Here is an 11608-nt window from a genome sequence, read left to right on the forward strand (position 1 = left end):
AAATGCATACATTTTTAATGGATTTGAACAACGAGCGGCAACAAAAATTTAAGGAAGATTTTCCGGAATCTTTCAATGGCATACAGTTTAACCTTGATGTCTTTTTGTATTATTTTGGTTATTCTGAAAGCCTGTTTATCAAAAAGAGATACAAATTAGATTTAAAGGATAAGCGGGCACAGTTATTGCTAGAGGATTTTCCCGAAGCCATGGATGGTGAATTCTTGGATATTCAGGAATTATATGAGGCACTGGATCGGGATTTTTATCTCTTTGATAATAATCAACCGGATACGGATTTAGATGACTTGGGCGATAACGTGGATGTAATAGTCCGGTGGACGAAACAACGAATAAAAGAAAACAGAAATTGTAGTATGTTGTTCAGCGGGGAAACTGGCTCGGGAAAATCTTACTCTGCAATAGCATTGGCAGAGAAATTAGACCCTGGATTTAACGTGGACAGGATTGTGTTCAATGTAGAGGATTTTTTAAAATTGTCTACAAGCAATCTTCCGAAAGGAAGTGTAATAATCTTCGATGATGCGGGCGTCGGCGCGAGCAATAAGGAGTGGAATTCCTTAAGTGGTCGGATAATTGGAAAGTTTAGCCAGAACTCCCGTTATTTAAATTTGATAAATATCTACACTGTTCCTTCCCTCAACTATATCGAGAAGCAGTCAAGAGAGCTCATAAATCTATATTTCGAATCTACAAAAATCCAGGGGGATGCCAAGGTCTTTCATCCATTTAGAGTGTTCAGGGGGGCAGACACTCTCGGTTTTAAATATCCAAAATTATGGATTGGGAACATCCCGATTACGATAAGTAAGTTGCACTTTAATCTCGCATCCAGAGATTTGTTAGAGGCTTATGAAAATGCAAAACAAACTTATATGAATCGTGTTAATAAGGAATTTTTACATGAAATCCAGGAAGCACAAAGAGAGAAAAAGGAAAAATTGAATAAGAAAAATGGGACAGGTAAAGGTGACAATAAAAAGGAAACGAATAATGACATAATAAAAATTATAAAGTTGAAGATGAAGGGGCTTTCTGTGCGGGACATAGCAAAATCAACCGGCGTGCCAAGAAGCACCGTCCAGCGTGTAATATCAGAGATTAACAGTGATGATGATTTATGATTTATCCTGTATTAAAGTGTCCCATGGCATTATAACTTCATATATATGACAAAACCTTTAAAACTCTATTTCTGTGAATTATTTCATCTTAATAACCCGAAATATGCGTGGGACACTTGCAAAACCTTTAAAATCAATGATTTATTCCCATTTGGGATTGTGTCCCATTGGAATGTCTATTAATATTTAATTAAATTAGGCGTGCGTGGAAGCGTTCAAAAATGGGCATTTCGCCCGTCCCATATTTGTTTTTTTAAAGATCAGTTGCAAAATAAGTATAGGATACTATAAGAAAAACCTGCAAATCTTTTAAGGCACTGGTCTATTATCTATCCCCACCCACAAAAAACGCAATATAATTTAATATAAAGCGTTTGAATAAAAATAAAATTCGTGTTATACTGCATTTTCATGAGAATATCATAAAAGTATCACAAAATTATGCCATATGGATTATGTTCATGGATTGATACCAATTCTGGGATGTAGATGTTAATTATCATCTAATCGCTCGTGGGTGTTAAATACATACCGTTAAAACACATAGTAAGTCCCGACTATTAACTTACACCGTTAGTATAATTTAAAAACTTACTATGAATTAATTAATCAATCTCATGGGTGTTAAATACATACTGTTAAAACATACATGGACTACCGATTTATAATTCCATATAAGACTTTTATAAATTAACTCTATATGACCTTACAATCATTAACAGTGTGATAGGTTATGCCAGGCAATGCAAATATTTCTATTAAAAACACGGCTTTAAGCGGTTAAAAATGCCACAATGCCTTCCATAGCCTTAAATTCGCAGTTTAAGGCAGTTATTTTGCCTTAATGGTTAATTATGTATCCATTGCATTGAAATAATTAAAATAAGCCTATCTTATAAAAATAAATATGGATTTTGCCATTTTCTGAATAGGTTTTTAATTTCAAAATGATGTTAATAGGTTAAAGAAATTTACATTGACGTTCTGTATATAAAATGTCAATGTTTTTGCCATAAATATTATGGATTGTATGCCAATATCAATGTGAAAGTTTAATAAACATTGACGTATTTCTAAATATGTCAAGTATGGAAATTATAACACGCAATGAGATCAGAATCTTAAGACCTGATGGATACCATGCACTGAGGGAAGGTTCTAAGAAATTATCAAACCAGATATGGCTAGATGCTATGCTCCTTACCGGAATGAGATATGAGGAGCTGAGGAGATTGCAGCAATATCCTTCATGGTTTAAAGGCGGCTATATAGACATGCCAAAGGGGAATGGCAACAAAACTAAAAAATATGCAAGGCAGAGGGAGCGGACCATACACTTAAGCACTATGGGAAAAATCATACTGCCCATATTCCTGCAGGGGAAGGTTCTCCCATCCAGGCAATCCATGGATATTAATTTAAAGAGGTGGGCATGGAATGCACCAATGAATGATACTGATATTTCTGTGAAAACCTTTAGAAAGACATGGGAATCGTGGATGGTGTCTTCCTATCCTGGAATGAAAGCGGAAATATTTTTAAGCCAGGGGCATACTGAAATGATTTCATTGAATCATTATCTCAATATACCTTTTGATGATGTTGATAGGTTAAGGATGAAGCCGTATGTAGAAGGTTGGTACTAAAAAGAAAATGATAGAAGTGTTATTTATTTGATGATTTTTCAGGAATTACTCCAATAACCTCTTTGAATTTGTTTAGGACAATCTTGTTGACAATATATAGCTTTCCATCCTGCACCTCAATTGGTTCCATTTCTGACTTCTTTTCAACCCATGCCCAGTACCCATAAGGCAACTTGACGTATTTTAATTTTGTATACGGATTCCATTGTTCTTCCTGATATTCCAGTTTTAACATGAATATATATACATTGTTGACGTCTTCGGTCTTAAGTGCTATAGTTACATAAGCACAAATAATAAAAGCAGTGAAGAAAACGATTAGTTGTATTATAAGGAGTTCCAGCGACCTATATATATAGTATGTATAATACAGATAAACTGGCGTAATAGCTATAAACAGTATAAGAACTATGAGGCTAGCCCAATACCATTTATTACCTTTTATTTCATATCTGATCCTCTGGCTAGAGTCAGTTAGAATGATAAAATCCCGGTCATAGTTTTTCTTCAGCTTTTTACGTTTACTAATTGCTAAAAGTCCAAAAAACCAAGGTATAAAGCTATTTTTGTCATATTTAATCAAAATCTGGTTATCGTTCAATATGTGGTTTGGGTGCGATACTATGTGAAGGTTTGAATAGAACTCAGAAAAAGATGTAAAATCACAATTCCTACATTTATATAATCTCAGATAAACACCTTTTCTGTTGTGATAAGACTTTCTGATAGCACGAGTGAGTCCAATATAAAGCCCTATTAAGCTAAAAATAAAGATAACGCTCAATCCAGATGCGGGAGACTGGAAGTATGTAAGATAACCAAAACCAGTAAAACTATTTATCATAACTATGATGAATTGAAAAGTAAATGTCACGACAGCAAAAAATGAAGTATACTTGAAAATGCTAAATTCTGGATTGATGCTTGAGAAGAAATTCCTATCCTTATACAGCAACTCCTTTATTATTTCCTTTTTTGTTATATATTCGTTTTCATCCATAAAACAATAAGATAGGCTTCTCTATTAATTTTACTATCAACAATTTAAGGATCAATAGCTCTATAAAAATTTGTATTAAATCATGGTTACTCCAAAAATACTGAACACTTACTAATAACCAAAAACTCAATAGGTTGTTAGAAATATTATCATGTTAAAGATGCCTGATGATGAAAAAAAGATAATTATAGGAAAGCAATCGTATCTTAAAAACAAACAACTTTGCTGCCATATTTAACGTAAAAGGATGCCATTAACATCCAGTAAAGTAAGAAATGCCTTTATCTAACGCTAAAACAACTAATAATTTATATATCATTTACATATATTACAACGTGGAATCATTACTGGATATAAACTATAAGCCTGTGCTGAAATGGGCAGGCGGCAAGAGGCAATTATTAAATGATTTAATTAAATATATACCAAATAATTTTAATGAATACTATGAACCTTTTATAGGCGGTGGTTCATTTTTAATTAAACTATATTCCATGGACAAAATAAGCAATGCAGTAATATCTGATCTTAACACTGATTTATACAATCTATACGTTACCATAAAATCCAATCCGTATGCATTGATAAACGAATTAAAAGACATTGAATTTAAGAATAACTCTAAAGACTATTACAAAGCAAGGGAATTATTCAATTCAACAGGTAATCTTGTAAGTAGGTCCGCATTGTTGATATATTTAAACAAGCACTGCTACAATGGCTTATACCGTGTAAACTCACAGAATAAATTTAACGTACCATACGGAAAATATGCAAATCCAGGAATGCCTATAGAATCTGATATACTTGGGCTTTCAAACCTATTCCAGAAATGCACAATATTGAATGAGGATTTTGAAGAAGCTGTTAAGACTGCGTCAAAAGGCGATTTTGTTTATTTTGACCCGCCATATATGCCGGTGAATAAAACATCAAATTTTACAGGTTATACATCAAATGGCTTCTATGAGAAAGATCAGGAAAGGCTTTACAAGGTTTTTAAAAGGCTTTCCAGCAAGGGAGTGTATGTAATGGAAAGCAATTCTGATACAGATTTTATAAAAAATCTATACAAGGATTTCAATTTAATAGAAGTAACTGCCAGACGGAGCATTAATTCCATAGGGACTAAACGTGGGATAATCAGTGAATTAATAATAACAAATTACGGTGTTCAATAATGCCTGGGGGGTCTGGAACCAGGACAGGCACCGGACAGGAGTTAATGATTGAAAGCCTGCTGGAGTTTAACCACTATGATTATAAAAAGCAGGTATTTATTGGAAAGCAATTGTTCAACAACAGGTATAAGGCAGATTTTGTAGTAGATAATTCCATTATTGTAAGCCTGAAATGGCAGCAGGTGGCAGGGACTGCAGAGCAGAAGGTAATATATGAGATAGCTTCACTAATAAAAATAATAGAGAATGATAATTTTAAAAAAGCCTATGTGGTAATAGGCGGCAATGGCTTCTCGCAAAATGCAAAGGAGTATCTTTTCAGCCAGGAACATAGAAATATATTGAAACATGGGGATTTAGTTGAAAACATAGGTGTTGAGGACTTCATAGCAAGGTTGAACAACCATAACTTATAATTCTGTTATTTCCAGGTAAACTTCCATTCGCAGTTATTGTTCTCATAATATCTTTTCTGCTATATGCCCAGTAAGGTTTTTTTTCAGTAGGCAAGGTATAATTCTACCATGAAGCATATTTCGATTAAAATAAGGGCATTATGGAAGCGTATGACCGTATATAATCATATTATCTTTAACCGGTTTTAGACTATGGATGTCTTATAATTTTAAGGCATGGGTTTAAAAGCATGATCTGTATTTGTAATGGAAAAAACAAATCTAAATTATTATAAGAAAGAATATAATGTGTATTTTTGTAAGGGCATTAGACTTTTATATTGATGCGGAGGGTCGGATTTGAACCGGCGAACCCCTTTGGGAATAGATTTTGAGTCTATCACCTTTAGCCTGACTCGGTAACCTCCGCTTGCACTGATATTGCATCATATATTATAAATTTTATAATGAATGTTATTATTACTGTTTATGGAGCTATGCATTTCAATAGATGAAGATAACTGTAATGCACTGTATAATTCATTAATTCAGGACAATAATCAGGATATAGAAATGGAATGCACTAACAATAAACTTATAATAAAAATAATAAATGTAAAATTAAGTTCCATCTACAATCTTGTAGATGATATTATAAGGGACTATGAGACATATAAAAAAGTCGGTGAATTATAAAATTCACTCCTCAATTGTTAAATTGAGTTTTTCTGTCAGTTCCTTATATCTGTTTCTAATAGTTACCTCAGTAACACCGGCTACTTCAGCAATTGCCCTCTGGGTTCTTCTTTCCCCAGTGATGAGAGATGCTATATATATTGCAGCTGCTGCAACTCCTGTAGGCCCTTTTCCAGATGTCAGGTCATTGTCTATTGCCATTTTTAATATTTCCTCAGCCCTCTTCCTGGCTTCCATTGATAATCTAAGCTTGGAACAGAATCTGTTCACGTAGTCATCGGGTTTTGATGGGAGTATATTCAGTTTCAGGTATCTGGCCATAATTCTGTATGTCCTGCCTATTTCTTTCTTCTTTACCCTTGTAACAGATGCAATTTCATCCAGTGTCCTTGGAACATTTGTAATTCTGCATGCTGCATAAATTGATCCGGCTACGACTCCCTCTATGGACCTGCCCCTGATCATATTCTGCTTAACTGCTTTTCTGTAGATAACTGCAGATGTTTCACGGACATCATTGGGTATGCTCAGGTTTGAAGCCATTCTTTCCAGTTCCTGCAATGCCTGTGAAAGATTCCGCTCTGCTGCATTTGATACCTTTATTCTCTTCTGCCACTTTCTGAGCCTGTACAGCTGTGCCCTGTTTCTTGTTGGTATTGATTTCCCATATGAATCTTTGTTTTTCCATGAAATATCTGTGGATAATCCCTTGTCATGGATCGTGTATGTCATTGGAGAACCTGTCCTGGCCCTGCTTTCACTTTGTTCTGAGTCGAAAGCCCTCCATTCCGGCCCTTCATCAATATAACTGTCATCTATGACAAGGCCACAGTTGGAGCAAACTAATTCACCACGTTCATAATCTCTTACTAACTGTGAAGAACCGCACTCAGGACACTTGTCTATCTCATAAATATTTTTTTTCTTTTCTGTTGCCATTTTATCACCTTAACATTTAATATATACCTTCTGGATATTATCATCCTTGCTGGCTATATATGCGAGTGCATATGGACCTGATACAGGGCCTAATATTTTTGTTACTTTTCCTATAACGGCATCATATTCATTAACCAGTTTGTTATGGAGTCCGATACAGTCATTCACCCTCAATAATACCTCATTATTGAATTTATGTACTATTGTGCACTCAGTTTTCATATACACCTCTATATGCAAATTGAGTATATAAGCATTACGTAATATTATTAAAACTACCTGTTATGATATTAAAATATTCGTGTATAAACATGTATATTACGGCATTTACTTAATTGTTATACAGTTTATCAGTAAATTTTTATAGCCAATTTTAGCTCCAAAATATAATAAAACTTTAATACTTAATGTAATATCTATTTTAATATTTGGGTGTGTCTATGAAAACAGATGAAGTTAAGAATTGTCCTGAATGCGGGTCAATTCATTTGGTTAAGGATTATGACAGGGGTGAATTGACATGCTATGATTGTGGGATTGTTATAGAAGATTCCCTGATAGATCAGGGGCCTGAATGGCGTGCATTTGATTCTGAACAGGATGGGAAGAGGTCAAGGACCGGGTCACCTATGAGTTTTTTAAGCCACGACAAGGGGCTTGCTACAGAAATATCATGGTCAAATAAGGACTATTATGGAAAGCGGATTCCGCATAAAAACAGGTCGCAGATATACCGTGTAAGGAAATGGCATCAGAGGATAAGGGTTAGCAATGCTGCCGAAAGAAACCTGGCACTGGCGCTCCAGGTTTTAAATGAGGACGGGGCAAAACTTGGAATTCCGAAAGATATCAAAGAAAGTGCTGCACTGATTTATAGAAAGGCTGTTGAAAAAAACCTTATCAGGGGAAGGAGCATAGAAAGCATTGTATGCGCATCCATTTACGCATCCTGCAGGATGATCAATATACCCAGAACACTTGATGAAATTTCAAAGGTTTCCGAGGTCAATAAGAAAAAAATTGGAAAAGCTTACCGCCATCTTGCCAAGGAACTGGCACTTAATCTACAGCCAACAACTCCATATTCATATGTATCACAGTTTTGCAATAAACTGGACCTGGACAAGCAGGTTATAATGGACAGCGAGCATATAATCAGGCTTGCCGGAGAATCAGGTCTATCTACTGGAAAGGGGCCAACTGGCATAGCTGCTGCAGCCATATACATCGCAGCCATGAAAAACGGTAAACAGCGTACGCAGAAGGATGTTGCCCGTGTGTCCGGAGTTACCGAGGTAACCATCAGAAACCGTTACAAGGAAATTAGCAAAAAGCTCGGAATAGATGATGTAGATTAAAATCCTGACGTATCAAATTAAACTTTATTGTTTTATATAGAGGAAGTCCGGACTCCTATGGATATAAAAGCTGTATGGTCTATTATATTGTTATCGGGCCTGGTTGCATTTTCCCGAACAATAATGTTGCGTTTTATCAGTTCCACTGTTTCCAGCACATAAAAATTTAGCTTCTTCATGGCTATAACATTCTTTTCTGCCTGATTAAAATTGGGAGAGTAAGTAACAAGGTATCCTCCCGGCACGATATGTTTCTTCATATTTTCTACCGCATCCCATGGATCAGGTATATCAAGTATAGCAGCATCATATTTGCCAGGCAAATTATCTGACCTGATATCTCCATGAATGGTCTCCCAGTTATCCGGTAGCATAAATCTCTCCACGTTGCCCCTTGCAATATCTATAGTGCTTTTGTTTATATCCATTGTAACCAGTTTGCCTTTACTTCCTATTGCTTTCAGGATTGAGTAGCTTAAAGACCCTGTTCCAGCGCCAGCTTCAAGGATGCATGTACCGGGGAGTATTCCCGCAGCATGTATTATGTAAGATGTATCCAGTGGCAATACTGCCTGGGTATTTCTTCCGGAAATTTCATTAAAAAATTGAGAGTCTGGCTTCAATGCTATAAATTCTCTGTTTTTTAACCTTACAATGTCTCCAGGTTCGATAAATGAATTCTTTGGAAGGTTTATCCGATCTTTTCCAAAAAAGGCTATAAGGTTCTTTTCATCCAGAATCCCGGATATTTCCTCTGATTTTAATATTAACATTTATTATCACTTATTTCCTGCAAACCTCAATAAAATTCTTGAAAATTTCAGTTCCATGCTCAGTATTATTTACCTCAGGATGGAACTGGACTGCAAAAATATCTTTGGTTTTGTGGTAGAAAGCCTGCACCTTGCATGTATCAGATGAGGCACAGAGAACATATTCATCGGATAAATTCTTAATTTCGTCGTTATGGCTTTCCCAGGCGTTAATGGTTTCAGGTATGCCGGTAAATATTGATTCACTTTTAATAAATGTAACCTTCTTTTTTCCATACTCAGGATGAATTGCTTTGCTTACAGTTGCACCGGAATTAAGGGCGATAAATTGTGCTCCAACACATATGCCAAGGATGGGATAACTATGGGTTTCTATATATTGTTTTATATATCCAAGTTTCCCCACTTCGGAATCGATACTTGCAGGCCCTCCTGAAAGCACCAGCCCATCAAGCCCGTCCAGGCTTGTGTTATCAACTGTGTTAGGGTATATTTCGGAATCCACGCCAAATGACCTGATAACTCTCCACTCTCTATGGGTCCACTGGCCACCATTATCAATAACGCCTATCTTCATTTCTTGATAATACATTTCCAATATTTAAATTGCTGGCTACACTTTTTTTCATTTAAAAACCATCCGGTATAACGATAATATTAAATATTCCCTTTGATTTATTATATCGTGATTGGCATGAATGGGGAGCGTTATTTTTATTATCTTAAACTCATAAACAACCCGCCTGATAATTCTGTGGTAGAATATTACGTAGATCTATCTGCCCAGCTGGAAAATGATTATGAATTATCTGTAAGCCAGATTACAGAGCTGGAGTCACTGATTGGGAACTATATAAAAATGAAAGCCAATCCGCATATAAAGGTTATAAACGCAGTTACAGGCATAGAAGAGGATCCGCCAAGGACTAAAATAGACGATTTTGGTGGAAATGCAGTTTTCATAGGGAAAGAAATAAGGCATGGAATAGAATGGGATGTGTACGAGCCCAGAGCCAGCAACAATCTTTTCTTTAAAAAATGGTATTACAATGAGAGAATAGCATCCATACTTGACAAAACCCTTGAAAAGGCAATTCCACACAGAATACCGAATTATTTCGATATACCTCCATGGATATTCGGCAATTTTTCATACAGGGGCATAAGGTATGTGCCTTTAGCTGAAATAATCAACAATGCAATTGAACTGGAAATAATACCCAATAAATATTACCTGGTACAGAAAGGCATAAGCAGGGAATTCATAGATAACATAAATGACAGTAATATGTGGCTGTGAGTGCTTAAAGTTAAGTTTAAATATTTTAGTATTATACTAATAATCATGGAATATAATATTACCAGGAAAGAAAGGGATTGTATAGTAGCCATCCACGACAGTTCTGGCTTTCCATTAAGGTTATTCAATATAGCTGAAATATTAAATATCAAACCTCCTACAGCATACGAACTGATTAAGCGGTTAGAATCAAAGGAAATTATAGAGAGAAAAAACGGGGTTATCTATCTAACACCATATGGCAACACAATTTACAGTGAAATAATTATGGCACACAGGACACTGGAAGTAATGCTTACCAAAAGTGGCGTAAATTCCGACAGGGCATGTGAACAGATAGAAAAAATAGATTACCTCATGGATGACACATCAATACAGAAGCTTTTCACAAGTCTTGGAAACCCACAGACGTGCCCCCACGGGAAACCGGTAAAATCTAACTGATCATTTAAAGATCTTCCTGATTTCAGGTGATAAAAGAAGAGACCCTATAGCGAGAATTTTTTCTTTCTCTACATTGATGACAGACATGGACGCGTGCCTTATATCCAGCCCAAAGCTTTCTATTTCACCCAGTTTCAGGTAGTTTGCCAGCACGCATCTTATAGGAAAAGAATGGCTTACCACTATGTAGTTTCCAGTATACGAATTTATAAGGTCAATCATTCTGCTGGTCTGGGATTCGAAGGATTCCATACCAAGTTCATCGCGGGATTTGTCAGGTATGTCCACTATCCTTTTGCCATTATACTCCCCAAAATCTGATTCAATGGCCCTGTTATCGGTCTTAATTTCAAGATTCAGGTATTGATTAATTATATTGGCTGTTTCTACCGCACGCAAAATAGGGCTTGATATTATTCCATCAAACTTTAGCCCATTAAGCTGCTCTCCAGTAAATCTGGCCTGTTCAATCCCTTCTTCTGTTAATCTATACCTATTAAGCTCACTGGAAAGTATCCCGTTTCTATTTGTATAGCTTTCCCCGTGCCTTATAAGTATAACATACTTCATAGCCAATATATTATTAAATGGTTTATAATTCTATTGAAATTTTGATATATAATCCGGTTCATATATGTATAATGATGGCCTGAAAAATCCTTTTTGCTATCAAATTAAAACTACTGGAAACTAAAATATGGCGGGCTATCAGTTCCAAACTGAGAGACAAT

General features: G+C 35.6%; 14 protein-coding genes and 1 tRNA gene. 8 read left to right on the top strand and 7 right to left on the bottom strand.

Translation table 11 applies throughout. From position 1 onward, the window contains the following. Positions 1-2 precede the first annotated feature (2 nt). Positions 3-1145, top strand: coding sequence for a helix-turn-helix domain-containing protein (locus FACI_RS07125; RefSeq protein WP_019841674.1), 1143 nt, complete (start codon positions 3-5; stop codon positions 1143-1145). Positions 1146-2224: 1079 nt separating this feature from the next. Further along, positions 2225-2791: a site-specific integrase gene (locus tag FACI_RS07130; RefSeq protein WP_019841675.1), complete on the top strand. Its 567-nt coding sequence runs from the start codon at positions 2225-2227 to the stop codon at positions 2789-2791. Positions 2792-2810: 19 nt separating this feature from the next. On the opposite strand, the gene FACI_RS07135 is transcribed toward FACI_RS07130, so the two are convergent. Next, complete coding sequence (locus FACI_RS07135; RefSeq protein ID WP_009887470.1) at positions 2811-3791, bottom strand: hypothetical protein; 981 nt, start codon at positions 3789-3791, stop codon at positions 2811-2813. Between the two features lie 275 nt (positions 3792-4066). Between FACI_RS07135 and FACI_RS07140 the strand changes: the two genes are divergently transcribed. Beyond that, positions 4067-4972: a DNA adenine methylase gene (locus FACI_RS07140; protein ID WP_019841676.1), complete on the top strand. Its 906-nt coding sequence runs from the start codon at positions 4067-4069 to the stop codon at positions 4970-4972. Further along, the gene (locus FACI_RS07145; protein ID WP_009887472.1) at positions 4972-5388 is read left to right on the top strand and encodes a PD-(D/E)XK nuclease superfamily protein; all 417 of its coding nucleotides are present in this window, start codon (positions 4972-4974) and stop codon (positions 5386-5388) included. The genes FACI_RS07140 and FACI_RS07145 overlap by 1 nt, the downstream gene beginning before the upstream one ends. A gap of 324 nt (positions 5389-5712) precedes the next feature. On the opposite strand, the gene FACI_RS07150 is transcribed toward FACI_RS07145, so the two are convergent. Then, positions 5713-5797 (bottom strand) — tRNA-Leu (locus tag FACI_RS07150). Positions 5798-5856: 59 nt separating this feature from the next. Between FACI_RS07150 and FACI_RS07155 the strand changes: the two genes are divergently transcribed. Then, positions 5857-6063: a KEOPS complex subunit Pcc1 gene (locus FACI_RS07155; protein WP_009887473.1), complete on the top strand. Its 207-nt coding sequence runs from the start codon at positions 5857-5859 to the stop codon at positions 6061-6063. A 3-nt stretch (positions 6064-6066) separates the two neighbouring features. Here the strand turns inward: FACI_RS07155 and FACI_RS07160 are convergent, their stop codons facing one another. Both FACI_RS07160 and FACI_RS07165 read right to left on the bottom strand, forming a co-directional pair. Beyond that, positions 6067-7002, bottom strand: coding sequence for a transcription initiation factor IIB (locus FACI_RS07160; protein ID WP_009887474.1), 936 nt, complete (start codon positions 7000-7002; stop codon positions 6067-6069). Positions 7003-7011: 9 nt separating this feature from the next. After that, on the bottom strand, positions 7012-7224 hold the full coding sequence (locus tag FACI_RS07165) for an H/ACA ribonucleoprotein complex subunit GAR1 (RefSeq protein WP_009887475.1): 213 nt from the start codon (positions 7222-7224) through the stop codon (positions 7012-7014). Between the two features lie 218 nt (positions 7225-7442). On the opposite strand from FACI_RS07165, the gene FACI_RS07170 reads away from it, so the two are divergent. Beyond that, on the top strand, positions 7443-8360 hold the full coding sequence (locus FACI_RS07170; RefSeq protein ID WP_009887476.1) for a transcription initiation factor IIB: 918 nt from the start codon (positions 7443-7445) through the stop codon (positions 8358-8360). A gap of 32 nt (positions 8361-8392) precedes the next feature. Here the strand turns inward: FACI_RS07170 and FACI_RS07175 are convergent, their stop codons facing one another. After that, positions 8393-9133, bottom strand: a complete 741-nt coding sequence (locus tag FACI_RS07175) for a tRNA (adenine-N1)-methyltransferase (protein WP_009887477.1) — start codon at positions 9131-9133, stop codon at positions 8393-8395. A gap of 10 nt (positions 9134-9143) precedes the next feature. Further along, positions 9144-9710 carry a GMP synthase subunit A gene (locus FACI_RS07180; protein WP_009887478.1) on the bottom strand — a complete coding sequence of 189 codons (567 nt, stop codon included), beginning with the start codon at positions 9708-9710 and terminating at the stop codon, positions 9144-9146. Positions 9711-9818: 108 nt separating this feature from the next. Between FACI_RS07180 and FACI_RS07185 the strand changes: the two genes are divergently transcribed. After that, entirely contained in the window at positions 9819-10433 is a 615-nt protein-coding gene (locus FACI_RS07185; protein ID WP_009887479.1) for a hypothetical protein, read from the top strand. 45 nt (positions 10434-10478) lie between these two features. Further along, positions 10479-10877 (top strand): metal-dependent transcriptional regulator, encoded by a 399-nt coding sequence (locus FACI_RS07190; RefSeq protein WP_009887480.1) that lies wholly within the window; start codon positions 10479-10481, stop codon positions 10875-10877. Here FACI_RS07190 and FACI_RS07195 read toward each other — a convergent pair whose 3' ends face one another. Beyond that, positions 10878-11447 (bottom strand): 2,3-diphosphoglycerate-dependent phosphoglycerate mutase, encoded by a 570-nt coding sequence (locus FACI_RS07195; RefSeq protein WP_009887481.1) that lies wholly within the window; start codon positions 11445-11447, stop codon positions 10878-10880. It abuts the gene before it with no gap. Positions 11448-11608: the final 161 nt, after the last annotated feature.

Source organism: Ferroplasma acidarmanus Fer1 (assembly GCF_000152265.2).
GTDB lineage: Archaea > Thermoplasmatota > Thermoplasmata > Thermoplasmatales > Thermoplasmataceae > Ferroplasma > Ferroplasma acidiphilum.

What these genes read in the sequence shown, in the direction of transcription:
- FACI_RS07130 (WP_019841675.1), top strand. Translation starts at nt 2,225, where the DNA reads ATGTCAAGTATGGAAATTATAACACGCAATGAGATCAGAATCTTAAGA.
- FACI_RS07180 (WP_009887478.1), bottom strand. Translation starts at nt 9,710, where the DNA reads ATGAAGATAGGCGTTATTGATAATGGTGGCCAGTGGACCCATAGAGAG.
- FACI_RS07145 (WP_009887472.1), top strand. Translation starts at nt 4,972, where the DNA reads ATGCCTGGGGGGTCTGGAACCAGGACAGGCACCGGACAGGAGTTAATG.
- FACI_RS07170 (WP_009887476.1), top strand. Translation starts at nt 7,443, where the DNA reads ATGAAAACAGATGAAGTTAAGAATTGTCCTGAATGCGGGTCAATTCAT.
- FACI_RS07190 (WP_009887480.1), top strand. Translation starts at nt 10,479, where the DNA reads ATGGAATATAATATTACCAGGAAAGAAAGGGATTGTATAGTAGCCATC.
- FACI_RS07195 (WP_009887481.1), bottom strand. Translation starts at nt 11,447, where the DNA reads ATGAAGTATGTTATACTTATAAGGCACGGGGAAAGCTATACAAATAGA.
- FACI_RS07140 (WP_019841676.1), top strand. Translation starts at nt 4,067, where the DNA reads ATGCCTTTATCTAACGCTAAAACAACTAATAATTTATATATCATTTAC.
- FACI_RS07175 (WP_009887477.1), bottom strand. Translation starts at nt 9,133, where the DNA reads ATGTTAATATTAAAATCAGAGGAAATATCCGGGATTCTGGATGAAAAG.
- FACI_RS07165 (WP_009887475.1), bottom strand. Translation starts at nt 7,224, where the DNA reads ATGAAAACTGAGTGCACAATAGTACATAAATTCAATAATGAGGTATTA.
- FACI_RS07155 (WP_009887473.1), top strand. Translation starts at nt 5,857, where the DNA reads ATGGAGCTATGCATTTCAATAGATGAAGATAACTGTAATGCACTGTAT.
- FACI_RS07160 (WP_009887474.1), bottom strand. Translation starts at nt 7,002, where the DNA reads ATGGCAACAGAAAAGAAAAAAAATATTTATGAGATAGACAAGTGTCCT.
- FACI_RS07125 (WP_019841674.1), top strand. Translation starts at nt 3, where the DNA reads ATGCATACATTTTTAATGGATTTGAACAACGAGCGGCAACAAAAATTT.
- FACI_RS07135 (WP_009887470.1), bottom strand. Translation starts at nt 3,791, where the DNA reads ATGGATGAAAACGAATATATAACAAAAAAGGAAATAATAAAGGAGTTG.